Source organism: Corynebacterium sp. CCUG 71335 (genome assembly GCF_024454075.1).
In the GTDB taxonomy this organism is placed as follows: domain Bacteria; phylum Actinomycetota; class Actinomycetes; order Mycobacteriales; family Mycobacteriaceae; genus Corynebacterium; species Corynebacterium genitalium.
The window spans coordinates 83312-107500 of sequence record NZ_JAGPYY010000003.1; the positions used below are offsets into that span (position 1 = coordinate 83312).

The 24189-nt window shown below is 62.2% G+C and carries 19 protein-coding genes and 1 pseudogene; 15 read left to right on the forward strand and 5 right to left on the reverse strand.

The genetic code is table 11. The features are described 5' to 3' along the window. Window positions 1-12 precede the first annotated feature (12 nt). Complete coding sequence (locus KBX19_RS03160; RefSeq protein WP_255997366.1) at window positions 13-840, forward strand: DoxX family protein; 828 nt, start codon at window positions 13-15, stop codon at window positions 838-840. A 264-nt stretch (window positions 841-1104) separates the two neighbouring features. On the opposite strand, the pseudogene KBX19_RS03165 reads toward KBX19_RS03160, so the two are convergent. The 4 genes and pseudogenes from KBX19_RS03165 to KBX19_RS03180 all read right to left on the reverse strand — a co-directional run. Beyond that, window positions 1105-1947, reverse strand: a pseudogene (locus KBX19_RS03165) (glycosyltransferase 87 family protein); the annotation flags it as partial. A gap of 1 nt (window position 1948) precedes the next feature. Next, complete coding sequence (gene ilvD, locus KBX19_RS03170; protein ID WP_255997368.1) at window positions 1949-3802, reverse strand: dihydroxy-acid dehydratase; 1854 nt, start codon at window positions 3800-3802, stop codon at window positions 1949-1951. Between the two features lie 12 nt (window positions 3803-3814). Beyond that, window positions 3815-4300: a PH domain-containing protein gene (locus tag KBX19_RS03175; RefSeq protein WP_255997369.1), complete on the reverse strand. Its 486-nt coding sequence runs from the start codon at window positions 4298-4300 to the stop codon at window positions 3815-3817. 64 nt (window positions 4301-4364) lie between these two features. Further along, complete coding sequence (locus KBX19_RS03180; protein WP_255997371.1) at window positions 4365-5834, reverse strand: mechanosensitive ion channel family protein; 1470 nt, start codon at window positions 5832-5834, stop codon at window positions 4365-4367. A 254-nt stretch (window positions 5835-6088) separates the two neighbouring features. On the opposite strand from KBX19_RS03180, the gene KBX19_RS03185 reads away from it, so the two are divergent. The 3 genes from KBX19_RS03185 to ilvC all read left to right on the forward strand — a co-directional run bounded on the left by KBX19_RS03185 (window position 6089) and on the right by ilvC (window position 9490). After that, window positions 6089-7882 (forward strand): acetolactate synthase large subunit, encoded by a 1794-nt coding sequence (locus tag KBX19_RS03185; RefSeq protein ID WP_370686990.1) that lies wholly within the window; start codon window positions 6089-6091, stop codon window positions 7880-7882. A gap of 2 nt (window positions 7883-7884) precedes the next feature. Next, window positions 7885-8412 carry an acetolactate synthase small subunit gene (ilvN, locus tag KBX19_RS03190; RefSeq protein WP_005290434.1) on the forward strand — a complete coding sequence of 176 codons (528 nt, stop codon included), beginning with the start codon at window positions 7885-7887 and terminating at the stop codon, window positions 8410-8412. Between the two features lie 61 nt (window positions 8413-8473). Continuing rightward, the gene (ilvC, locus tag KBX19_RS03195) at window positions 8474-9490 is read left to right on the forward strand and encodes a ketol-acid reductoisomerase (protein ID WP_255997374.1); all 1017 of its coding nucleotides are present in this window, start codon (window positions 8474-8476) and stop codon (window positions 9488-9490) included. Window positions 9491-9619: 129 nt separating this feature from the next. Here ilvC and KBX19_RS03200 read toward each other — a convergent pair whose 3' ends face one another. Beyond that, window positions 9620-10219, reverse strand: coding sequence for a hypothetical protein (locus KBX19_RS03200; RefSeq protein ID WP_255997376.1), 600 nt, complete (start codon window positions 10217-10219; stop codon window positions 9620-9622). 273 nt (window positions 10220-10492) lie between these two features. Here KBX19_RS03200 and KBX19_RS03205 point away from each other — a divergent pair, with 273 nt between their 5' ends. The 11 genes from KBX19_RS03205 to KBX19_RS03255 all read left to right on the forward strand — a co-directional run bounded on the left by KBX19_RS03205 (window position 10493) and on the right by KBX19_RS03255 (window position 24177). After that, window positions 10493-11356, forward strand: coding sequence for a cation diffusion facilitator family transporter (locus KBX19_RS03205; RefSeq protein WP_255997531.1), 864 nt, complete (start codon window positions 10493-10495; stop codon window positions 11354-11356). 15 nt (window positions 11357-11371) lie between these two features. Further along, window positions 11372-13120, forward strand: a complete 1749-nt coding sequence (locus KBX19_RS03210) for a DUF262 domain-containing protein (protein WP_255997378.1) — start codon at window positions 11372-11374, stop codon at window positions 13118-13120. Then, window positions 13117-14034 (forward strand): hypothetical protein, encoded by a 918-nt coding sequence (locus tag KBX19_RS03215; RefSeq protein WP_255997380.1) that lies wholly within the window; start codon window positions 13117-13119, stop codon window positions 14032-14034. The genes KBX19_RS03210 and KBX19_RS03215 overlap by 4 nt, the downstream gene beginning before the upstream one ends. A 41-nt stretch (window positions 14035-14075) precedes the next feature. After that, window positions 14076-15659, forward strand: coding sequence for a phosphoglycerate dehydrogenase (gene serA, locus KBX19_RS03220; RefSeq protein WP_255997381.1), 1584 nt, complete (start codon window positions 14076-14078; stop codon window positions 15657-15659). 214 nt (window positions 15660-15873) lie between these two features. Next, window positions 15874-18129: a carbon starvation CstA family protein gene (locus tag KBX19_RS03225; protein WP_370686991.1), complete on the forward strand. Its 2256-nt coding sequence runs from the start codon at window positions 15874-15876 to the stop codon at window positions 18127-18129. Beyond that, window positions 18129-18332 (forward strand): YbdD/YjiX family protein, encoded by a 204-nt coding sequence (locus KBX19_RS03230; RefSeq protein WP_255995177.1) that lies wholly within the window; start codon window positions 18129-18131, stop codon window positions 18330-18332. Before KBX19_RS03225 ends, KBX19_RS03230 begins: the two co-directional genes overlap by 1 nt. Before the next feature lie 10 nt (window positions 18333-18342). Next, the gene (locus KBX19_RS03235; RefSeq protein WP_255997385.1) at window positions 18343-19359 is read left to right on the forward strand and encodes a 3-isopropylmalate dehydrogenase; all 1017 of its coding nucleotides are present in this window, start codon (window positions 18343-18345) and stop codon (window positions 19357-19359) included. A 10-nt stretch (window positions 19360-19369) separates the two neighbouring features. After that, window positions 19370-20869, forward strand: coding sequence for a cell wall-binding repeat-containing protein (locus KBX19_RS03240; protein WP_255997391.1), 1500 nt, complete (start codon window positions 19370-19372; stop codon window positions 20867-20869). A gap of 46 nt (window positions 20870-20915) precedes the next feature. Further along, the gene (locus tag KBX19_RS03245; protein WP_255997393.1) at window positions 20916-22766 is read left to right on the forward strand and encodes a DUF294 nucleotidyltransferase-like domain-containing protein; all 1851 of its coding nucleotides are present in this window, start codon (window positions 20916-20918) and stop codon (window positions 22764-22766) included. Continuing rightward, the gene (locus tag KBX19_RS03250) at window positions 22767-23351 is read left to right on the forward strand and encodes an exonuclease domain-containing protein (protein ID WP_255997394.1); all 585 of its coding nucleotides are present in this window, start codon (window positions 22767-22769) and stop codon (window positions 23349-23351) included. A 34-nt stretch (window positions 23352-23385) separates the two neighbouring features. Further along, window positions 23386-24177: a fumarylacetoacetate hydrolase family protein gene (locus KBX19_RS03255; RefSeq protein ID WP_255997396.1), complete on the forward strand. Its 792-nt coding sequence runs from the start codon at window positions 23386-23388 to the stop codon at window positions 24175-24177. Window positions 24178-24189 lie beyond the last annotated feature (12 nt).

The following is a 24189-nucleotide window of genomic DNA, read 5'->3' on the forward strand; positions in this document are numbered from 1 at the left end:
AGATTGAAGTGCATGACTGATTCAGGCAGCACCTCCTACCGCAAGAACCTCGAGCCCGTGAACGAGCTGGATGACTTCGGTGACGTTCCCGAGGCTCCCTCTGTGTATGACCGGACGGGCAAGGCCGCGCCCACTGAGGTGTTTCCGTCGGCACCCACGCCGCAGCCGGAAACTCAAGTGGGCGAGCCAGTGGCAACGCCTCCCGCCGTGGGGGAGCCTGCCAGTACCGGTGCCAGCGAGCCGTTGGCTCAGCCGGTCGACGTTGAAGTCAACGGCCCCGCGGCTCCGGTCGGCACGGTGCCTGCAGCTCCAGCGGTTGTAGAACCCGCGGCCGAAGCACCTGTCGGACGCGGAACGATCGATGTCGGTGTGTTGATTCTCCGTCTTGTCCTCGGTGCACTGTTGATCATCTCGGGCGTGGAGACCTTCTTCCAGCTGGGCGGCAACCCAGGTCTGCCGGGGCTAGAGGAGCAATTCGCCGGGTACAGCTATCCGGGCATCCTCGCCATCGCCTTGCCAACGCTGCAGTTGGCGGCGGGCGTGTTCCTGGTACTCGGTCTGCTCACCCCTGTCGCCGCGATGCTTGCCATTGCTGCCACTGGTTTTGAATCCCTTCACCTGATCACGGCGTCGGAGAACGGTGCGAACGCGTTCACCTGGAACCCTGCTGTGTGGCTAGCGATTGGCCTTCTGGGCATGGCTGCGTCCGTCCAGTTCACCGGACCGGGCCTGTTCAGCGTCGACTTCGGCCGCAGCTGGGCACGCCGCCCCATGACCAGTTCCTGGATCTGCGCCGCCTTCGGCGTCGCTGCGGCGTTCCTTATGTGGTGGTTCCTGTAGCGCTACCGCCAAGTAGGCGATGAAGACCGTCAACCCCATTAACCCGATGATGTTGGTGTTGAGCCATAGTGGCCACGCCCACACCTGCGCCTCGCTCTCGTCGATAATCGTGTAGCTCGGCGAGATCAGCGCACCTGCTGCAACCGCGAGTAGGACGCGCATGTTCTTCTCCCGGGCAGCGAAGATGAGCGGGAGGATGAGAATGACGCCCACCCAGTGGTGCGAAACCGCGATCGGTGCGCCCAGCGAAATGCCCAGCACCACGACGAGGAGCGCTTCGACACTGCGGCCGCGCTGCTCGAGGCGGTACGCAATGAAGATCGACAGCAAGGCGAATGTCAGCAGAATGAAAGGTGCGAGCGACTCGACGGTCCCTGCGCTGAGTAAACCGCGCGAGAGCATGCCGCCGACACCTTGGTTGGGCGGGTAGAACACGTCGCCGCCACGATCGGTGGCGAAAAACTGCTCCGTCCAGAAGTAGATGGACTCCTTTGGCCGCAGAGCGAACCCGATCAGCGCCGTGAGAGCGAAGAACCCGGCGGAGCGCGCCACAGACCACCAGTCTTTGCGCACCAGAAAAATGACACCGTACGCGGCCGGGGTGAGCTTGATCCCGGCTGCGATGCCCACGCCAATCCCGCGAATCTTCTTCGGGGTGTACCCGAGCACATCCGCTGCCACCAGCAGAATCAAGAACACATTGATCTGGCCGTAGTAGAGATTCATGTACACGGTGTCCAGCAGCGTGGACAACCCCGTCAGCCCGATCGCCCACATCCACCATCGCTCCAGTCCGAGGCGGTGGCAGGCCATCCCGATGATGGCGAAGATGGCCAGAATGATCGCGGTGTTCCAGGCAATGTCCATCGCGACCTCGGGCAGCCAGGTCAGCGGAACGAACAGCAACGCGGCAAACGGCGGGTAGATGAAGGCGAAGCCCGAGCGGGTGGGAAAACCGTCGTAAAGCGGATCGCCGTTGACTAACGCATTGCCGGCGTCGCGGAACACACCGACATCGAGAAGCGTCTCGTTCGCCGCCAGGTAAAAGCTGTGCCCGAGGTTGATTGCGCCGATGAGCGCGCCGAGCAGGACGAAAACTACAGGCATGCTAATCGACGCGCCGGACAGCGCCCTTGTCTGCAGACGTGGCCATCTTGCTGTACGCCCGCAGCGCCTTCGTCACATGCCGGGTGCGGGTAGGTGTCCACGGGTTCTCCGAAGCCTCCATGTCCTGGCGGCGGCGATCCAGCTCATCCTCGTCAACATCAAGAGTCAGCTTGCGGTCACGCACAGAGATGGAAATCTGGTCACCGTTTTCAATCAAACCGATCAATCCGCCGTGCGCGGCCTCGGGGGAGATGTGGCCGATGGACAACCCCGACGTGCCGCCGGAGAAGCGGCCGTCGGTGATCAGCGCGCACTTCTTCCCCAAGCCGGCGCCCTTGAGGAAGGACGTCGGGTGGAGCATTTCCTGCATGCCGGGGCCACCCGCCGGACCCTCGTAGCGGATCACCACGACCTCACCCGGCTGAACCTCGCGGGACAGGATCATTGAGACAGCCTGTTCCTGCGAGTCAACGACACGGGCGGGGCCGGAGAACTCCCAGAGTTCCTCCTCCACGCCAGCGGTCTTCAAAACTGCCCCATCCTCCGCGAGGTTGCCGCGCAGGACCACCAGTCCGCCATCAGCGCTGAAGGGGTGGTCGAAGTCGTGGATGACGCCATTGACCGAGTCGGTGTCCAGTTCGTCCCAGCGGTTGGACTGGGAGAACGCTTCGGTGGAGCGCACACCGCCGGGGGCAGCGAGGAAGAGTTCCTTAGCTTCGTCGGTCGCTTTGCCGCCGCGGATATCCCAGTCGTCGAGCCAGTCCTGCAGGTTCTCATAAACGACAGAGCGAACGTCGGTGTGCAATTTGCCGGCGCGGTTGAGCTCACCCAAGATGGCGGGGATGCCGCCTGCACGGTGGACATCTTCCATGTGTGCGGTGCCGTTCGGGGCGACCTTCGAGATGCAGGGAATCTCGTGCGACAACTCGTCGATGTCCTTGAGGTCGAAGTTGACCTCGCCCTCCTGAGCTGCAGCCAAGGTGTGCAGGATGGTGTTGGAGGATCCACCCATAGCCATGTCCAGCGCCATGGCGTTGCGGAAAGCATCGCGGTTAGCAATGCTGCGCGGTAGCACCGACTCATCGCCCTCGCCGTAGTACTGACGGGTGATGTCCATGATGGTGCGGCCGGCGCGTTCGAAGAGCTGGCGGCGGGCAGTGTGCGTGGCCAAGGTGCTGCCGTTGCCCGGCAGGGAGAGGCCAAGAGCCTCGGTCAGGCAGTTCATCGAGTTCGCGGTGAACATGCCGGAGCAAGAACCGCAGGTGGGGCAAGCGGACTCCACGATGCGGTCCAAGTCCTCATCGGAGATGTCGTCGTTCGCCGAATAGGAGATCGCGTCAACAAGGTTAGTCTTCTTGCCCGACTGCGCCACGCCGTCAATGACGACAGCCTTGCCGGCCTCCATCGGGCCGCCGGAAACGAACACGGCGGGGATATTCAACCGCATGGCGGCGTTGAGCATGCCTGGGGTGATCTTGTCGCAGTTGGAAATGCACACCATCGCATCGACAGTGTGGGCATTGACCATATACTCCACGGAGTCGGAGATGATCTCGCGACTGGGCAGAGAATAGAGCATGCCGCCGTGGCCCATGGCAATCCCGTCGTCCACCGCGATGGTGTTGAATTCCTTGGGCACACCGCCAGCTTCACGCACCGCCTCAGCGACGATGTCACCGACGTTCTTCAGGTGCACATGCCCGGGCACAAACTGGGTATAAGAGTTCACAATGGCCACGATGGGGCGGCCGAACTCGTTGTCCTTCGTGCCTGTGGCTTTCCACAGAGCACGGGCACCGGCGGCCTGACGGCCAGCGGTGGTGACCCGAGAACGAAGGGGGATCGCGTTAGACACGTGCTTGCTCCTTTAGCTGTCGTGTGCGTTGTCTCGGCGCTCGTATTCCTCTTTCGTGATGAGCACCGAGTTGCCTTCCTGGTCTGTAACTTCGACCATCCCGTCTGCGGCTTCAGCGGCTTCGGTGATCACGTCGGTGATCCGTCCGCCGGAGGCCTCTGACAGCGCGGGCAGTGAGTTGAACGTTACTCCTGGCATGGCGTACTGGCTGCCGTCGGCCACAGTTGCTTTCGCACCGGCACCTTCGAAACTGACACCCTCCAGGTCGTCCCAGTCGATGGAGACGTTCTTCCTGAACAGGTACGTCAACTCCAGCCCGCGGTCACTGACATGAGTCTTGGCAGTGAAGACCCACGCCAAGAACAGAATGGGGAAGATGAGCAGCCAGCCCAGGTACTGCGGTGCCCAAGAAATGCCGATGAGAGCGATACCCATGATGAGCCCGACCGCGAGCACGTGGGTGCGTTCGGGTGTGAAGGTGCGGCCTTCGGAAGTCATGGGAGACATGCTATCGAATGCCCCGGACAGTCTCTAAAACACAGCCAGGTACCGGTAGGGTCAGCTAGTTCTGTGTCTGCTCAGTCTGCTCTGCCTCTTGCGGGGCGCCAGTCGGCTGGGACGGGGCTTCGCTGGGCTGCTGCTGAGTGGGCTGCTGCGCGGGTGTCGTGGTCGGCTGTTGCTGGTTCTGCCGTTGTTGTTGCTGCTGCTCCGACGTCGGCGCCTGGGTCTGCTCGGTTGCCGGTGTCTGCTCTGTAGTCGTCGGTTGCTGCGTTTCAGTCGGCGTTGTTGATTCTTCCGGCACAGTTGATGTCGGGTTCACCCGTGGCGGGGCGAGAACACCGGATCGCGCTTCGCTATCTTCGGCAGCGGACATGGTCAACCCGCGGAAGATGAGCAGCACGATGAAGGCTGTGATGAGCGCTCCGGTGGACGCGCGGACGCGTCCGCCGAGTGTGCCAAGCGCGTGCCTGCGTTGAGTCTGATCTTGGGCAGCTGGGTCGTTGTCTGCCTCCGGAATCTCCGTGTCACCGGCGGTGATGCCGGTTCGGTTCGCGGGGATCACTGTCGTGTGAGCCTCTTCAGCGCCTTCGAGGCCCCAGTCCGAGGCGTAGCGTTTCGACGCGAATGCGGGTGCGAAGGCGGACGTCTTTGGGTTGTCAGGGTCATCCGTGGTCTCGCCGCTGACGGGGGTAGCTGAACCGTACTCATCGAAGAACTCTTCGAGAACATAGACGTTGATGGCTCGCTCGATGGGGAACTGGTCGCCAGGGGAGCAGCGGATCATATACCGGATGTCCAGTGTCCACGGCATTCCCACAGTCGTGGGAGCGTTCAAGTTCAAACCCGGTTGGGAGAGCAGTTCGCCCCGGATGAGCGGTTCGATCTCCGGGTCGGCGATGGCGCGGCGGGCGGCGCTGTCGGCGCGTGCGATGACTTCCTCGGTGTCGCGCGAACCCAGCAGCGGGACCGGGACGACGACTAGCGCCCGCGACCAGTGGTTGGAATTGTTAATGCACACCTGGGCGGCGGAGTTCGGGATGGTCACCGTGTACTCCTCCAGCGTGCGCACCTGCGTGGAGCGCATGGTGATCTGGATGACGGTGCCCGTGAGATCCACGCCGTTGCCCTGGAAGGTGACGAGGTCGCCCACGCCGTACTGTTTCTCGGACAGGATGAAGAACCCTGCGACGAAGTCGGCGATGATCTGCTGCGAGCCGAAACCGACAGCGGCGGAGATCACGGTGGCGGGGATGGCAGCGCCGGCGAGCGAGAACCCGATCTGCTGCAAGAGGAAAACCAGGATGAGGAAGTAGGCGATGATCTGGATGATGTAAATGCCTACTCCGGCAATTGCCAGCGAGGACTTGCCCTCGTCTTCGTCCTGGGAAGCTTGGATCCGCTTCTCGACGATCCGGTTTGCCAAACGCCCTGCACGCGGCACGAGCATCGCGAGGATGATCAGGAGCGCAAGGTTGATGCCTGTGTCGGCGATCCAGCTCCACACCTGGTTGAAAATTAGTTGAAACGGCATAGCAGTTTTAACCCTATCCCGTTATTGCCTATAGAGACCTGGGAGATGTGTATGATCTAGGCATGTTCACATTCGACCTAGTGGTAGTACCAGCGCGGCGCTCGGCCTACGCGTGAAGTACGTCACTGCCTGAGGTCGGAAACGACAAGCGCCCCCGCTAATCTAAAGCGGGGGTTTTGTTCTGGTAGACACCGCACAACTCATAAAGGAGTTCGAGAAAAGTGGCAGCGTCACAAAGCAAACAGTCGGAGAGGATGACGGGAGCGGAAGCGATCGTCCGCAGTCTCGAAGAGCTCGGCACTGAAGTCATCTTCGGTATCCCGGGCGGAGCAGTGCTGCCGCTGTACGAGGCTTTGTTCTCCGCTGAGAAACTGCGCCACGTTTTGGTGCGGCACGAACAGGGCGCGGGTCACGCCGCAGAAGGTTACGCCTGGGCATCCGGCAAGGTCGGTGTGTGCCTGGCCACGTCAGGACCGGGTGCCACCAACCTCGTCACCGCGCTGGCGGACGCGTACCTGGACTCCGTGCCGCTTGTCGCCATCACCGGTCAGGTCGGTTCCTCGCTGTTGGGCACCGACGCCTTCCAGGAGGCGGACATCCGCGGGATCACCATGCCGATCACCAAGCACAACATCATGGTGAGCCACCCGGACGAGATCCCGGGTGCGCTCGCCGAAGCGTTCCACCTCGCCAGCACCGGCCGCCCGGGCCCGGTCCTGGTCGACTTTCCGAAGGACGTGCAGAACGCGGAGCTCGACTTTGCCTGGCCCCCGGCTGTGGACCTGCCGGGCTACAAGCCCACGACAAAGCCGCACTCGCGCCAGATCACCCAGGCGGCGAAGCTGATCGCCGAGGCGAAGAAGCCGGTGATCTATGCCGGCGGCGGCATCATCAAGGCGGGCGCACACAAGGAGCTGCGCGAATTCGCCGAACTGACCGGCGTCCCGGTTGTCACCACGCTCATGGCTCTCGGGGCTTTCCCGTCCCACCATGAGCTGTTCATGGGAATGCCGGGCATGCACGGCACCGTTCCGGCGGTAGCCGCGCTGCAGAAGGCTGACCTGCTCATCACTATCGGCGCGCGTTTCGACGACCGTGTGACCGGCGACCCGGACCGCTTCGCTCCCGACGCGCAGGTCATCCACGCCGATGTGGACCCGGCCGAAATCGGCAAAATCCGGGCTGTGGACGTGCCTATCGTGGGCGATGCCCGCCAGGTGCTCTCCGAGTTCACGGATGTCTTCAAGAAATCGAAGAAGATTTCCGCTCCGAAGATCGACGAGTGGAAGGGTTACCTGGGCGACATGAAGCAGCGCTTCCCGCGCGGATACGACCCGCAGTCGGACGGGTCTCTGTCCCCGCAGTACGTCATTGAGACTTTGTCCAAGGAAGTCGGGCCCGAAGCCATCTACGTTGCTGGTGTGGGCCAGCACCAGATGTGGGCTGCCCAGTTCATCGACTTCGAGCACCCGCGGACCTGGCTCAACTCCGGTGGCCTGGGCACCATGGGCTTTTCTGTTCCGGCAGCGCTCGGTGCGAAAGCCGCGTGCCCGGACAAGGAAGTCTGGGCGATCGACGGTGACGGTTGTTTCCAGATGACCAACCAGGAGATCACCACTGCGGCGGTGGAGGGCTTCCCGTTCAAGGTCGCCCTGATCAACAACGGCAACCTGGGCATGGTCCGTCAGTGGCAAACGCTGTTCTACGAGGGCCACTACTCCCACACGAAGCTGCACCAGGACACCACGTACGTGCCGGATTTCCTGGGTCTCGCGTCTGCGCTCGGTGCTGAAGCGATCCGTGTGACCACGGAGGATGAGGTGCTGCCCGCGATCCAGCGCGCCCGCGAGATCAATGACCGTCCGGTGGTCATCGACTTTGTGGTGGGCGAGGACGCTCAGGTGTGGCCGATGATTTCCGCCGGTAGCTCGAACTCTGAGATCCAGTACGCGCGTGATCTGCGCCCGCTTTTCGACGAAGAAATCTCCGCCGGTGAATCACCCGCCGACATCCACGAAACCGTGCAAGAAGTGAACGAGGAGAACTAGCAATGACTACCAACGATCTTTATGACGATGTGACCCGCAGCGTCCTGTCTGTGCTGGTTCAGGATGTCGACGGAATCATCACCCGCGTCACCGCCATGTTCACCCGCCGCGGCTTCAACCTGGTCTCCTTGGCCACAGCCAAGACGGAGACTGAGGGGATCAACCGCATCACGGTGGTTGTGGACGCCTCCGAACATGCCGTGGAGCAGATCACGAAGCAGCTGCACAAGCTGATCCACGTGATCAAGGTGATCCGCCTGGAAGAGGACAAGTTCATCGCGCGCTCCCTGATGCTGGTGAAGGTCAACGCGAACAACAGCAACCGACCGCAGGTTGTCGATGCCGCAAATATTTTCCGCGCCCGCGTGGTGGATGTGTCGCCGGATTCGGTGGTCATCGAGGCGACCGGTACGTCGAGCAAGCTGAAGGCTCTGCTTGAGGTGCTCGAGCCCTTCGGTATCCGCGAACTGGTTCAGTCTGGACGTGTTGCGCTCAACCGCGGCGCGAAGACGCTGGCACCCTCTAAGTAAATTTGAAACGCCCCTCCCGTATAGTGGGATAGGCACATATCCCGACGAAAGGTTTCTCACCATGGCTATTGAGGTCTTCTACGACGACGATGCCGATCTGTCCATCATCCAGGGTCGCAAGGTCGCCATCATCGGCTACGGCTCCCAGGGTCACGCGCACGCTCAGAACCTGCGCGAGTCTGGTGTCGAGGTCGTCATCGGTCTGCGCGACGGCTCCAAGTCCGCTGATAAGGCAAAGGAAGCTGGTTTCGAGGTCAAGTCCAACGCGGACGCAGCTGCTTGGGCTGACGTCATCATGCTGCTGGCCCCTGACACCTCCCAGGCTGAGATCTTCAAAAACGACATTGAGCCGAACCTCAATGAGGGTGACGCTTTGTTCTTCGGCCATGGCTTGAACATTCACTTCAAACTCATCGAGCCGGCAGAGAACATCACCATCGGCATGGTCGCGCCGAAGGGCCCGGGTCACCTGGTCCGCCGCACCTTCGTCGACGGCAAGGGCGTGCCCTGCCTGATCGCCGTCGAGCAGGACCCGAACGGCAAGGGCCGTGAGCTTGCCCTGTCGTACGCAGCCGCGATTGGTGGCGCACGTGCGGGCGTCATCCCGACCACCTTCGAGGCTGAGACCGTCACCGACCTCTTCGGCGAGCAGGCTGTGCTGTGTGGTGGCCTGGAGGAGCTGATCATGAACGGCTTCGACGTCCTGACCGAGGCTGGCTACGAGCCGGAGATGGCGTACTTCGAGTGCCTGCACGAACTGAAGCTGATCGTTGATCTGATCTACGAAGGCGGCATCGGAAACATGAACTACTCCGTTTCGGACACTGCCGAGTTCGGCGGCTACCTCTCCGGCCCGCGCGTCGTGGACGAGGGGGCTAAGGACCGTATGCGTGAGGTGCTCAAGGACATCCAGTCCGGCGAATTCACCCGCCGCCTTGTCGCCAACGTCGACGGCGGCAATAAGGAGCTCGAGGGCCTGCGCGACCAGATCGCACAGCACCCGATCGAGACGACCGGCGCTAAGCTGCGCGACATGATGAGCTGGGTCAAGAGCCCCCTGACAGACACGGCGCAGTAACCCGCTTCTCGACGACAATGAGCTCCCCGGTAGGGGAGCTCATATTTGTTTGTCAGTTTTCTTTGGGTTTCAGATACGACAACGCCCCGCTCCCCAACGACAGGGGAGCGGGGCAGAAGCCTTTCGCGCTTAGTTGGTGGCGTTCTCTACGGCGTCACCGGCAGCGTCCTCAGCCTCATCAGCAGCGTCGCCTGCGGTGTCGGCAGCGTCACCAGCGGCATCGCCAGCGCTATCAGCAGCGTCGCCTGCGGCATCACCAGCATCGCCGGCAGCGTCCTCAGCACCCTCAGCCGGGCTAGCCTCGCCAGCCGGAGCCTCGGTGGTGGTCTCGTCGACGGTGGTGGTGCCAACGGTGGTGGTGGACGGGTCAGCGTCGCCCTCGTCGCCGTTGCCGGAAACCAGAGCGTAGATCAGCCAGCCGAGCAGCAGCAGGGCGAGCAGACCCAGCAGCCACTTCCACCAGTTGCCGCCGCCGTTCTCGGTCTCCTGAGCGGCGGTGGAGCCACCGGTCGTGGTCGCCGGACGGTTTGCCGCAGCGGTGGTCTCGGTGCGGGCGGTGTTCTCCTCGTCCGGGACGATGCGGGACTCGCTGACGCGGGTCTCGTCGATCGGGTCGCCGCGGCCGATGCGGTCCTCAGCGTTACCGATGCGCTCGGTCGGCAGGTTGTTCGCGTCGTGCGGCAGCTTGTTCGGGTCGTTCGGGTTCAGGTTCGGGTTCTTGGAGGTCATCTCGACACCTTTCTAAATAACGCATCTCGTTAACGTACAAGTAACCAGGGTAACAACTTTTCCGGTGACGTGACGGAAGGGGGTGAAACAAGTTGGGGATGTGTCACCTAGCTTCTTGAGCTTACTCCCAGGTGAGAAACAGTTTTCGTCGATTTCCAGTTTTCAATAGAGTTTCAATAAGAGCCAAAGTGTCATAAAGTGGTGACCGTGAGGGAACACAAGCACGACCATGGACACCATGGGCATGGTCACCAGCACCATGATTCCGCGCCCATGTGGGCGCTCGCGGTCGCGCTTGGGATCACCGCGATTGTGTTCCTCGCGGAACTTGCCGGCGGCTGGCTGTCCGGGTCCATGGCGTTGCTCGCAGACGCGATGCACATGCTGTCGGATGCCACCGGTCTCATCATCGCACTCATCGCAGTGCTGATTGGCCGGCGGAAAGTCTCCGCGTACGCGACCTTCGGATACCGCCGGGTGGAGGTGCTCGCGGCGGCACTGAACGCCGTCACCGTTGTGGTCATCTCCATCGGGATCGTTGTGGGGGCGGTGCGCCGTCTGGGCAGTGGGGAAGAGGTGCACACGGCCACCATGATCACAGTGGCATTCGTGGGTCTGGTGGCCAACATCCTTTCGGCGGCAGTGCTCTATTCCCAGCGGAAGCACTCCATCAACGTGGAGGGTGCGTTCCTTCACGTGATGGTGGACTTGCTCGGATCAGTCGCGGTCATCGTGGCGGGTCTGGTCATTGCCTTCACGGGGTTTCAAGCTGCAGATGTCATTGCGTCCCTTCTGATTGCAGGGATGGTGCTCCCGCGGGCGTGGGAGTTGCTCAAGACGTCGATAAGCGTGCTGCTGGAACGAGTGCCAGCACACATTGACCCTGCTGAAGTCGAGGCCGCACTGTTGTCGATTGCCCATGTGGAGGGCATTCATGACCTGCATCTGTGGTCAATGAGTGGGAACAACGTGCTGTGCACTGTTCACCTCATCACACGCGGCGATCAGGGGGTGCTGCTTGACCGTGCGCAGGCGCGTCTGCGCGAATTCGGGATCGACCACGCCACCATTCAGCTTGAGGGGCCTGAGCACTCAGCTCACGAGGTATTCTGCGCCCCTCATGAACACGCGCAGTGATCTAGAGTTGTGGCCATGGGGTTTACCACGCCGAGCTACTCCTTGACCGACCTGTTTGCGCGCATTGATCGTGGCGAACTGCAGATTCCTGACTTTCAGCACACATATCTGTGGGATGTGGATCGCACGCGCACCTTGATTTCCTCTGTGCTGCGCGGATACCCGGTGGGCACCTTGCTGGCGTTGGATACCCGCAATGAGCCGATGCGCTTCAAGCCGCGCACGCTTCCTGGGGCGCCGGAGACAGACAACGAGCCGGGTCTTCTGCTTCTCGACGGCCAACAGCGCCTCGCCTCTCTCTACCTTGCCCTGCAAGGTGACGGCCGTCTGGAGGTGCTGGATTTCCGTCAGCGCCGGATCCATCGCCGCTACTTCGTTGATGTGCGTGCGGCGGTACGGGCTGAGCCGATCCCAGAGGAGGCCATTTTCGCCGTGGATGATGAGGGAGTGATTCGCTCCCACTTCGGTCCGGACATTCCCGGCGGCATCACTGACCGCCAGACGATGGTGGACAATTACGTCGTGCCGGTGTCGGCGCTGCTGTGGGAGGAGGGAAATGATCTCCTGTTCGATATGGCGGCCAATGCGGAGGATCCGTCGTTACGCGAGGATGTGAAAGCTTTCCACCGCAGCATTGTTCGTCCGCTGGCCGCTTACGACTTGCCGATGACCCGTCTTGAACGCGGCACATCCCAAATCGGTGTCGGACAGATTTTCGCGCAGGCGAACTCCCAGGGCGTGTCGATGGACGTGTTCGAGCTGCTCACTGCAGTGTTCGCGCTGGAGAACCCGGACTTCTCATTGGCAGCTCACTGGGAGGAGTGCGAGGGGGTGCTCCACCAATACCCAGCACTGCGATCGGTGACGCGCGTGCGTTTCCTGCGCGGTGTTTCGCTGCTGGTATCCGGCATGAACGGTTTCGCGCGCGGTCACCGCGGTGACATTCTCAACCTGAAACTGGATGAGTACCTGTGGGCCTCCCGCGATCTGCTCGCCGCGTTCGAGCGCGCTGCGCAGTTCCTTTCGGACCGTTGCATCTTCAGCGTCGACCAGGTGCCCTATAACGGCCAATTGGTGCCGCTGGCCGTGATTCTCGCGCGCCTGTCCTACGAAGACGGTTGCCTGGACAAGCCGGCGACGTGGGACCGCATTAACCAGTGGTACTGGAGCGGGGTGTTCGGAGAACTGTACGGAGCGCACTCGCCGTCGATACGCGCGGGCTCGGACGTGGACCAGGTCACCCCATGGGCGAAGGGCGAGACCGAGGTTGTGCCCAAGACGGTTCAGGATGCAGAGTTCGTCGAATCCCGTCTCATCACCGCTGACGAAGACTCGGGCGTCTACCGCGGTCTTTTCTCACTCCTCATGGCGCGCGGTGCGAGGGACTGGCGCACGGGCAAGCTTTTCGACGGAACCACCGTCGCCGAACTTCAACCTGGCTTCTATCAAGTTTTCCCGCCCGGTTTCTGCCGCGTGCACAATGTCGACCCGCAATTGGCGGCCTCCGTGCTCAACCGCACACCGCTGGGTAAGCGGACAGAAAGCGTCATGGAGGGCAATGACCCGAAGCGTTACCTGTCCCGGCTACAGTCCAAAGCCATCATGGAAGATGACGAATTTGATGCGCTGCTAGCCACCCACGAGATTGAGCCGGAGTACCTGCTCACGTCGAACTGGCAGGCGTTTTTCGCGGACCGCCACGAGCGGTTCCTGGGCATGATCGAGTACGCCATGAACAAGCCGGCGCAGCGAGACCGCGTATGAAGCTACGTCGCAGCCTCGCTGTTTTCGGCTCGTGCATTGTGCTCGCCGGCTGCACATCCGAGAGTCCTGGCCCTGAGGCGGACACGTCCACCACTGGCAGCACGAGCAGCACAAGCAACACGGCAAACAAGGACCCCGAACTCCAGGAAGCCCGCACTGTGAATTCTTCCCGCCACGTGGCGGAGCAATTTGAGGGCCATCCCGTCGTGCTCGACGATCCGCATGGGTTCGCAGCGACCGAATTGTTCTTCGAATCCTCCGAGATTCTGATTCTCTCGGACGGGGACATGCATTCGCAGCTGCGCGCGGCATCCGTGGCTGCGGTCGCACATGCCCCGATGGTCATTTACGACAGCGACCACCACAATCAGGTCATTCAGGAAATTGAGCGACTCGGCGCGCACACTATCTTTGCGGTGGGTTATGTTCCGGTGCTCAACTACACGGAGGATCTCGTGATCGTGCGTGACCCGGGCGGGCTGGAGGCGCTTGAGCAAGCGACGTCTTTAAAATTCACCGAACACGTCGTGGAATCGCCAGGCGATGCCGCTGTGGCGGTGGCGGACCTCAACGCCTCTGAACCCACATGGCTGCGCGCGGGATTCCCCGGGGAGCAGAAGGTTCCGGAGAACGCGGAAAGCGGGACGGTGCCTCTTCAGTCGCGGCTGGATGCAGAGATGGCGCCGCAGGTCATCGCACTGGACAGCGCTTCTGTTCCGGCGATCGCTACTGCCCGGGCCTACGGAGCAGCGGTGACCGTGGTGCCGGATCCGGATCCCCGGGCCGCACGGGAAACCCTGCTTGCCACAGCCGGTTTGGCGGACAAACCCTTAGTCGCCCTCGGGCGTGACTTTGGAACGGGAGAGGAGCTGGCAGACCGCATCGCGGAAGCGGAAGCGGGGGCGCTAAACTAACCAGCGCTGCTGATACCCCGTTTCCAAGGAGAGTACCCACCGTGTCTAAGCCCGTCGTTCTCATCGCCGACAAGCTCGCCCAGTCCACTGTTGATGCCCTCGGAGACGCAGTAGAGGTGCGGTGGGTTGATGGCCCGAACCGTGCGGAACTGCTCGCAGCTGTGCCCGAGGCTGAGGCTCTTCTCGTGCGTTCTGCAACGACTGTGGACCGTGAGGTTCTCGAGGCTGCTCCGAACCTGCGCATCGTGGGCCGCGCTGGTGTCGGCCTGGACAACGTCGACGTGCCGACGGCCACGGAGCGCGGCGTGATGGTCGTCAACGCACCAACCTCCAACATTCACTCTGCTTGCGAGCATGCAATCGCGCTGCTGCTGTCCACTGCCCGCCAGATCCCGGCTGCCGACAAGACCCTGCGCGACGGCGAGTGGAAGCGTTCTTCCTTCAAGGGCGTGGAGATCTTCGGAAAGACCGTCGGCATTGTCGGCTTCGGCCACATCGGTCAGCTGTTCGCGCAGCGACTGGCCGCCTTTGAAACTGAGATCATTGCGTATGACCCGTACGCGAACCCGACGCGTGCCGCGCAGCTCGGTGTTGAGTTGGTCGAGTTGGAGGAGCTGGTCTCCCGTGCAGACTTCGTCACCATTCACCTGCCCAAGACGAAGGAAACGCAGGGCATGTTCAATGCTGAGCTGCTGGCAAAGGCGAAGGAAGGCCAGATCATTGTCAACGCGGCTCGCGGCGGGCTTGTCGACGAGCACGCGCTTGCCGACGCGATCACAAACGGACCGATTCGCGGTGCAGGTTTCGATGTGTACTCCAGCGAGCCGTGCACTGACTCCCCGCTGTTTGAGCTGGAGGAGGTCGTGGTGACCCCGCATCTGGGAGCGTCGACTGCGGAGGCACAGGACCGCGCTGGCACTGATGTCGCAGACTCTGTGCTCAAGGCTCTCGCGGGCGAATTCGTCCCGGACGCGGTCAACATCATCGGCGGCGCGGTGAACGAAGAAGTGGCTGTGTGGCTCGATCTGTCCCGCAAGCTCGGTCTGCTGGCCGGCAAGCTTCTCGACGACGCACCGGTCTCCCTCAAGGTCACCGCCCGCGGCGAGCTGTCCCACGAGGATCCGGCCACGTTGGCGCTGTCTGCCGAGCGCGGTCTGTTCTCTGGCATCGTCGAAGAGCCCGTGACTTTTGTCAACGCCCCGGCCATTGCGGAGGCCCGCGGCCTCAATGTCGAATCCGGTGTTGCTTCCGAATCCCGCGGCCACCGTTCCTCCCTGGAGGTTCAGCTCGTGTCCGCCTCCGGTGACACCGCCACCGTCGAAGGGGCGCTGACGGGACTGGAGCACGTGGAGAAGATCGTTCGCATCAACGGCCGCGGTGTGGACATGCGGGCAGAGGGCCGCAACTTGTTCCTGTCCTACACCGACCAGCCGGGCGCTCTGGGCAAGGTCGGTTCCCAGCTGGGCGAGCACGACATCAATATCGAAGCTGCCGCGCTGACCCAGTCCGCAAAGGGTGACGGCGCGTTCCTCATTCTCCGAGTCGAGTCCGAGGTGCCTGCTGATCTTGAAGCTTCCGTCGCGAAGTCCATCGAAGCGGACTGCTTCCAGCTGGTGCTCGACTAGCTCATGCGCGTATATATTCGTGGCTGATTAGGTCATCTCGCTCGACCGATACGCTCCAGCGAAAGAAACTTATCCCGGATGTGAATTAATCCGGGATTTTTTCTGCGCCCGTCTCCGCGCATATGCGAGTATTTACGCACTTCATTTTCTTAGCCTAATTAAGGGGGCGAACTTGACCACCGCAGTTGAACGCGACGAGTCGCAAGCGGGCGCAGTGCCGCGCGAAAGGCTCGAAATCACCACGACACCCGACGGGAAAGAGCACGTCGTCGGCGTGACGCCGAAGAAAGCCATCGGCGCCGTCGAGCGTGTCGTCATTGGTTTCGCGGCAGTGCTCACCGCGCTCGGTTGGGGCGCGATCGCGTTGCACCGCGGCGAGACCATCAATTCGGTGTGGCTCGTGCTCGCCGCCATTGGCACATACATCATCGGGTTCAGCCTGTATGCCCGTCTCGTCGAGTACAAGGTGGTCAAGCCGCGGAATACCCGGGCGACACCGGCCGAGTATGTCAATGACGGTTCTGATTTCGTTCCCACCGACCGCCGCGTGCTCTTCGGCCACCACTTCGCCGCGATCGCCGGCGCCGGCCCGCTCGTCGGCCCGGTCATGGCCGCGCAGATGGGGTACCTGCCCAGCACGCTCTGGATCATCATTGGCGTCGTGCTTGCCGGCGCGGTGCAGGACTACCTCGTTCTCGCCGTGTCCCAGCGCCGCCGCGGCCGCTCCCTGGGGCAGATGCTCAAAGAGGAAGTCGGCCAGGTCGGCGGCGTCGCCGGCAGCATCGCCACCATGGTCATCATGGTGATCATCATCGCCGTGCTGGGCCTGGTCGTGGTCAACGCCCTGGCGGAGTCTCCGTGGGGCGTGTTCTCCATCGCGATGACCATCCCGATCGCCTTGTTCATGGGCGTGTACGGCCGTTTCCTTCGGCCGGGCCGCGTTGCGGAAGTCTCCGCCATCGGCGTGGTGCTGCTCATGGCGGCGATTCTCGGCGGCGGGTACGTCGCGGAGACCTCCTGGGGTGCGGAACTGTTCACCCTGTCCAAGGCCACGCTGGCAGTCTGCATCCTGATCTACGGTGTGGTCGCCTCCATCTTGCCGGTGTGGTTGCTGCTCGCCCCGCGCGATTATCTGTCCACCTTCATGAAGATCGGCGTGATCGTCATGCTGGCGCTGGCGATCCTCATCGACCGGCCCGAGGTTCACATGCCGGCGATCACATCCTTCGGCCTAGAGGGCGGCGGCCCGGTATTCTCCGGCAACCTGTTCCCGTTCCTGTTCATCACCATCGCCTGCGGCGCGCTCTCTGGTTTCCACGCATTGATTTCTTCCGGCACCACCCCGAAGCTGCTGGAGAAAGAGACGCATGCACGCGCGATCGGGTACGGCGGCATGCTCATGGAATCTTTCGTGGCCATCATGGCGCTGATCACCGCTGTGGTGCTCGACCGGCACATCTACTTCGCCATCAACTCCCCGAAGGCAAAAACCGGCGGGGAAGAAGCTACCGCGGCTGAGTTCGTCAACGGCCTGAACATCCCGGGGCAGGGAGTCTCCGCAGAGCAGCTGACGGCCCTCGCCGAGGCAGTGGGGGAACCGAGCATCGTGTCCCGCACCGGCGGCGCACCGACCTTCGCCATCGGCATGTCCGAGATCATGACCAATATCTTCAGCCACCCGGGCATGCAGGCATTCTGGTTCCACTTCGCCATCATGTTTGAGGGCCTGTTCATCCTTACCGCCATTGATGCCGGCACCCGCGTCGCCCGCTTCATGATGGGCGACATCATCGGCAATGTCTCTGGCCTGGAGAAGTTCAAGGACCCGTCCTGGCGCGTGGGCAGCTGGGTGTCCACCGTTCTCGTCTGCGGTATGTGGGGCGCGATCCTGGTCATGGGTGTGACCGACCCGCTCGGCGGCATCAACGTGCTCTTCCCGCTGTTCGGCATAGCCAACCAGCTGCTGGCGGCGATCGCACTGTGCCTTGTCACCGCGATCGTGTTCAAGAAGGGGCTGTTCAGGTGGGTGTGGATCCCGGTGGTTCCGCTGGTGTGGGACCTGATCATCACCATGACGGCGAGCTGGCAGAAGATCTTCAGCGACGATCCTGCGATCGGCTACTTCGCGCAGCACTCGAAGTACAAGGATGCGCGCAACCAGGGCCTGGAGACATTCCAGGCGGCGGGCAGCCCGGAGGAGATCGACATTGTCGTGCGGAACACGATGATTCAGGGCATTTTGTCCATCTTCTTCGCAGTGTTGGTGATTGTCGTGGTCGTGGCGACGGTGGTGGCGTGCGTGCGTGCGGTGCAGGTGCACAAACGCGGAGAAGAGATCGAGACCAACGAGGAACCCGATGTCCCGTCCACCCTGTTCGCCCCGCGCGGGATGCTCGCCACGGCGGAGGAGAAAGCAGTGGCGAAGGAGTACGGGCTCGAATTGAATTCACCGGCGGAAGCGGGGCATTAATGGGTGCGATCGCGCATGGTGCCGTCTCGGCATTCAAGTGGACGAGTTGGTACATCAAGGAGCTGATGGGCGATAACGACTACGCGAAGTACTGTGCGCATCAGCGCGCCCACCACCCGGACGCAGAATTGATGACGGAACGGGAGTTCTGGAAGACGCGGTGGGCACACCAAGAGGCGAATCCGGGGAGCCGTTGTTGTTAAGCTGAGCTGCATGAAAATTGCGGTTATTGCAGGGGACGGCATTGGTCCCGAGGTGATGGAAGAAGGTCTCAGAGTTCTGCGCGCGGTGCGCGGAGACGTGGAGCTCACCGAGTACGACCTCGGCGCTCGCCGCTACCTGCGCAACGGCGAGCTGCTGACCGATGAGGACTTGGACAGCTTGCGGGAGCACGACGCGATCTTGCTCGGCGCGATTGGCGACCCAGACCGCGTTCCGGCAGGCGTGTTGGAGCGCGGTTTGCTGTTGCCGCTGCGCTTCAAACTGGACCATTTTGTCAACCTTCGCCCATCGAAGCTGTACCCGACGGCGGTGAGCCCGTTGGCTAACCCTGGGGATATCGACTTTGTCGTTGTGCGCGAAGGAACAGAGGGCCTGTACTGCGGAAACGGCGGCACCCTGCGCCAGGGCACCCCCGCGGAGGTTGCCAGCGAGGTCTCCCAAAACACCCGCTACGGTGTGGAGCGCCTTGTCCGCCACGGTTTCGAGACCGCCATGGAGCGACGCAAGAAGCTCACTCTCGTGCACAAGACGAACGTGCTCACCAACGCCGGTGCGCTATGGCAGAACACCGTCAACGATGTCGCCCGCGAGTACCCGGAGGTGAACGTCGATTACAACCACATCGATGCCGCGACGATCTACATGGTCACCGACCCGTCGCGCTATGACGTGATTGTCACCGACAATCTCTTCGGCGATATCCTCACCGATCTTGCTGGTGCTGTCGCCGGTGGTGTTGGTTTGGCGTGCTCGGGCAACATCGATGCTTCCCGCACCAACCCCTCCATGTTCGAGCCGGTCCACGGATCCGCACCGGATATTGCGGGCAAAGGCATCGCGGATCCGACCGCGATGATTCTCTCCGTCGCCATGATGCTGCGCTGGCTTGATGATGAAGATGGAGCCTCCCGTATCGAGGCTGCTGTCGCCAACGACGTGTCTGCACGGGGCGGGGAGGAGATCTCCACGGAGCGCGTCGGCACCCGCATCGCGGAGGCTCTCAAGTAGACTTCGGCCTATGTCTTATAGGCCAGTCACGGCTGCCGTCCTGGTAGCGTCCGCTCTCGTTCTCTCATCCTGCACCGACGACGGCCAGGATGCAGACCCAGAGCTCAGCCGCGAGGAGCAGCTCGCAGCTGATCTTGTTTCGGACGGTTCGGTGGTGATCGCTGATTCGGACGACACAGGCACCGAAGTATCCCAGCAGTTCTTTGAATCCTCCGACACCGTCGTGGTGTCTTCTGCGGAGAAGGACGACCAGCTGCAGGCTGCGGCGATCGCCATTGATCTGGGTGCGCCGATGCTGACACAGCAGGAGGAGTCCAGTTCGGCCGTCGACGCTGAGGTGCAGCGCCTGGGGGCGGAGCGTGTGATTGAGGTCGGCACCGGATCCGAGCAGGACGACGAGGATTTACAGGCGATCGAAGACACCGCTGCGCTGACTGCAGAGGACGGCCACGAGGTTGCTGCGGTGGCTGAGGCGGGGGAGCAGACCCACGATGGCGGGAGCAGCACGCCGATCTTCGTCACTGAGCTGACGTCTCGTGCCGCAGCTGCGACCGCAGCAGCGTCAAAGCTTCCGCTTACCGTGCTGCCGTACGCAGATCCCCGGGTGACTAGTGAATCCATCGCGCAGGTCGATGGCCACGACGCGGTCGCGCTGGGCCAACAATTCGGCGACACCGAGCATTTCCGCGACGTGATTTCTCTTGCCGGCAACGGTGAGCTTCCCGGCGGTGGCGGGTTGGTGTTCCCGGGACGCCGGATGATCGCGCTGTACGGCCACCCGTCTGGTCCCGCACTGGGTCAGATGGGTGAGCAGCCGCCCGCGGAATCTGTTGATGTGGTCAACCAGTATGTGGAGGAATACAAAGCGTTCTCCGACGAGCAGGTCATTCCTGCCTTCGAGATCATCGCGACTGTCGCGTCGGAACACCCAGGGGACGACGGCAACTTCACAAACGAGTTCGATCCGGCCGAGCTGGAACCGTACATCGACGCGATCGTGGATGCCGGGGGATACGCAGTCATTGACCTGCAACCGGGTCTGACCACCTTCAAGGAGCAGGCACTTCTCTACGAAGACTTGCTCAAGCGCCCCAACGTCGGCCTGGCGCTCGACGCGGAGTGGAAACTTCAGCCAGGCCAGGCGCCGGCCGCGCAGGTCGGTTCTGCTGAAGCGGCGGAGATCAACGAGGTCACCGAGTGGCTCGCTGATCTGACCCGCGAGAATAACCTGCCGCAAAAGGCGCTCATCGTGCACCAATTCCAGGTGGCTATGTTGCCGGACCGTGAAAACATTGACACGTCCCGCCCGGAGCTGTCCTTCATTCTCCATGCGGACGGTCACGGCTCCCCGGGCCAGAAGTACGACACCTGGAATGTGTTGCGTGAGGGCTTGGACCCGGGCTTTTTCCTGGCGTGGAAGAACTTCATTGACGAAGATGAGCCGATGTTCACGCCGGAGCAGACCTACAACGAGGTCGATCCACGCCCCTGGTTTGTGAGCTACCAGTAACTCTAAACTGCTTTATCCGGGCTAACTTTCTGGCAACGTTAGCCCCATGACAGTTGAGCTCGACGAAGTCCGCAGCTTCCTTGCCCAGCACGAGCCCTTCTCGCACCTGCCAGAGGAGACCCTTCGTGAGCTGCCGCGGCACATGCGGATCATTTACGTCCGGCGCGGTGAGACGGTTGTTGACTACGGCCAGGTGAACGACAACCTGTACATCATCCGGTCGGGAGCGGTGGATATTCTGGCCGAGGGGGACGCCCTCATTGACAGGCGCGATTCCGGCCGCAACTTCGGATACTCAACACTTGTCGATGAGCCTGAGTCCAGATACGCCATGGTCGCCATCGAGGACAGCATTTTGCTCGTGCTCCCGCGCGCACCGTTCACCCAGCTGATCACTGACAACCCGGACATCAAGCGGTTCTTCGAGTCGCTGTCCCGCCGTGTCGCTGTGCACGCCCACGAGATCAATGACCCCGGCAATTCCGATACCCTGCGCATGACCGTCAGCGACATGATCCGGATGGGGAACCTGGTCACCGCGCGTTTCGATGAGTCTATCCGCGCAACCGCAGTGAAGATGGTTGAGGCGAACGTGTCCAGCATCGTCATCTGCGGCGGCGCGGAAACAGGCATTCTCACCGACCGCGACTTGCGTAAACGTGTGGTAGCGAAAGGTCTGGACACCTCGGTACAGGTGGCGGAGGTGATGACAGCGCCGGTGCGCACGATCGCCCCGGACACGAAGTTGTTTGAAGCCATGCTCATCTTGAGCGAGTTGGGCATTCACCACCTCCCGGTGACCCAAGACGACCAGATCGTCGGTGTGCTGACCAGTTCGGATGTCATGCATCAGCTCCAGTCCGACCCGATCTACCTCGCCGCAGACGTGGCGGGAAGCAGCAGGGAGGAGCTCAAAGATGCTTATCGACGAGCCGCCGCCGTGGCGGCCCGCTTCCTGGACAGGGGCTCGTCGGCACGCGAAGTGCAGCAACTCCTGACCAGCATCGCTGATGCGATCGCACGCAGACTCGCTGAACTGGCGGCTGAAGAGCTCGGTCCCGCGCCCGTGCCGTACGCGTTCGTCGCAGTGGGCTCCCAGGCACGCCGTGAAATGGGCCCAGCGTCGGACCAAGACAACGCTCTGGTGCTGGATAACTCCTACAACGAGGCCGAGCACGGCGACTACTTTCGCCGCTTCACGGAGTTCATCTGCACCGGACTGGCCGAAGCTGGCCAGGCGTTGTGTCCGGGTGAAATGATGGCTTCCCAGCCGCAATGGCGGATGACGGAGGACGAGTGGAACGCGACCTTCCACACGTGGATCACCGCTCCCGAGTCCGAGGCGCTGCTTAACGCGCAGATCTTCTTCGACTTCCGCTGCCTGTTCGGCGACGAGGAGATGGCGCAGCGCGTCCACGACAACGCAGTGGTCGCCGCGCATGGTTCAAAGCGCCTGCACGCGCATCTCGCGGCGCTCGCGACGCGGCGCGAACCCCCGATCGGATTCTTCCGCGGCTTTGTTGTGGAGCGGTCCGGCGAGTACGCCGCCACCCTCGACGTGAAGAAGGGCGGCACTGCGGCGGTGGTGCAGATGGCGCGACTTTATGCGATCCTGGCGAGCGCTACCGACGTGGGCACGCAGACGCGCATTGAGGCATCGGCAGGGCAGAGCATTTCTCCGCGGGGCGCCGAAGATCTCTTGCGCGCCTACGACTACATTTCCAACCTCGCGCTGCGGCACCAAGCGAATCAGGTCCGTGCGGGTGACGAACCGAACTACCGTATCGACCCGACCCAGCTGTCCAGTATTGACCGTGACGCCCTGCGTGACTCCTTCCGCATCATCAAGGGACTGCAATCCGCGATGGCGTCGAAATTCCCGGTTGGGTCGATCTAGATGCTCGGTCTGAAAGGCGGCGGCCTGTTCGGTCCGCCCAAGCGAGACATCGTCGACGGCCAGCTGCTGGCGGTGGATGTGGAGACTACCGGGCTGAAACCGGATAAGCACCACCTCGTCTCCATCGGGTGGGTGCCGGTGACGGACCGAGTGATTGATCTCTCCGGTGCCGGCTATTTCGTGTTGGCGGGGGCGTCAGTAGGCGACTCTGCAACGGTGCACGGGGTCACTGACGACGACATCGCGCGCGAGGGTGTGGATGCGCAGGTCGCTCTCGATGCTTTCCTGCAGGCTATCGAGGGGCGCGCGCTGCTGGCGCATTTCGCGCAAATGGAGACTGGCTTCATTGATGCACTGCACAAGAGGGTGTATGGAAAGCGCTTCCGGCTTCGTGCGGACGAAGTCGTAGACACTCTCTCCCTCGAACGCCGCCATATGGAGCGCATGGCCACCTATCCACGCGGGGAGGATCTGCGTCTCGCTCGCGTGCGCAGCCGGTATAACCTGCCCGATTACGGTAACCACAACGCGTTGACTGACGCGCTCGCCTGCGCGGAACTCTATCTGGCGCTGACAGCCAAATAGCCCTGAATATTTTTCGTCGCGTATGCTCAACCCCATGCGTTTTGGACGAATTGCGACACCCGAGGGAATGACTTTCGCAGTCATCGACGATGACGGCACGACCGCCAAGCAGATCGCCGGTACTCCGTTCACTGAGCCGGAATACACGGGCAAGGAGTGGCCGCTTGAGGACGTACGCCTTCTCGCCCCGATGCTGCCCAGCAAGGTGGTGGCCATTGGCCGCAACTACGCCGACCACGTCGCCGAGGTGTTCAAACAGTCCGCAGAGCACTTGCCGCCGACTCTCTTCCTGAAGCCGCCGACAGCCGTGATCGGACCGGAGGCGGCCATCAAGATTCCCGAGTTCGCCACCCGCGTCGAGTTCGAGGGCGAGCTCGCATTGGTCATCGGAACACCATGCAAGAATGTCAAGGCTGAAGACTGGAAGTCCGTCGTCCGCGGCGTCACGATCGTCAATGACGTTTCCTCCCGCGATCTGCAATTCGCTGACGGCCAGTGGGCGCGCGCCAAGGGCATCGACACTTTCTGCCCGCTGGGCCCGTGGATCGAGACCGACCTGGACAAGTTCGACTTCGACGACCTGTCCATCAAGGCGCACCTGACCCACGACGGTGAGACCGAGACCAAGCAGGATTCCAACTCCAACCAAATGATCTGGAAGCTGGGGAAGATCATCGAGTTCATCACCTCCGCTTACACGCTGCTCCCGGGCGACGTCATTTGCACCGGCTCCCCAGCAGGAACTGCTGAAATGGTTCCGGGCGACCGGATTGAGGTGGAAATTGCCGGAATCGGCTCGCTGGCCAACCCGGTTGAGCGCGCGTAACAAGCGCTATCG

Coding starts and splice junctions, on each gene's coding strand:
- ilvN (WP_005290434.1), top strand. CDS start 7,885: ATGACTACCAACGATCTTTATGACGATGTGACCCGCAGCGTCCTGTCT.
- KBX19_RS03205 (WP_255997531.1), top strand. CDS start 10,493: ATGTGGGCGCTCGCGGTCGCGCTTGGGATCACCGCGATTGTGTTCCTC.
- KBX19_RS03230 (WP_255995177.1), top strand. CDS start 18,129: ATGGGTGCGATCGCGCATGGTGCCGTCTCGGCATTCAAGTGGACGAGT.
- KBX19_RS03185 (WP_370686990.1), top strand. CDS start 6,089: ATGACGGGAGCGGAAGCGATCGTCCGCAGTCTCGAAGAGCTCGGCACT.
- KBX19_RS03210 (WP_255997378.1), top strand. CDS start 11,372: ATGGGGTTTACCACGCCGAGCTACTCCTTGACCGACCTGTTTGCGCGC.
- KBX19_RS03255 (WP_255997396.1), top strand. CDS start 23,386: ATGCGTTTTGGACGAATTGCGACACCCGAGGGAATGACTTTCGCAGTC.
- KBX19_RS03250 (WP_255997394.1), top strand. CDS start 22,767: ATGCTCGGTCTGAAAGGCGGCGGCCTGTTCGGTCCGCCCAAGCGAGAC.
- KBX19_RS03215 (WP_255997380.1), top strand. CDS start 13,117: ATGAAGCTACGTCGCAGCCTCGCTGTTTTCGGCTCGTGCATTGTGCTC.
- KBX19_RS03245 (WP_255997393.1), top strand. CDS start 20,916: ATGACAGTTGAGCTCGACGAAGTCCGCAGCTTCCTTGCCCAGCACGAG.
- ilvC (WP_255997374.1), top strand. CDS start 8,474: ATGGCTATTGAGGTCTTCTACGACGACGATGCCGATCTGTCCATCATC.
- KBX19_RS03175 (WP_255997369.1), bottom strand. CDS start 4,300: ATGACTTCCGAAGGCCGCACCTTCACACCCGAACGCACCCACGTGCTC.
- KBX19_RS03235 (WP_255997385.1), top strand. CDS start 18,343: ATGAAAATTGCGGTTATTGCAGGGGACGGCATTGGTCCCGAGGTGATG.
- KBX19_RS03180 (WP_255997371.1), bottom strand. CDS start 5,834: ATGCCGTTTCAACTAATTTTCAACCAGGTGTGGAGCTGGATCGCCGAC.
- KBX19_RS03240 (WP_255997391.1), top strand. CDS start 19,370: ATGTCTTATAGGCCAGTCACGGCTGCCGTCCTGGTAGCGTCCGCTCTC.
- KBX19_RS03160 (WP_255997366.1), top strand. CDS start 13: ATGACTGATTCAGGCAGCACCTCCTACCGCAAGAACCTCGAGCCCGTG.
- KBX19_RS03200 (WP_255997376.1), bottom strand. CDS start 10,219: ATGACCTCCAAGAACCCGAACCTGAACCCGAACGACCCGAACAAGCTG.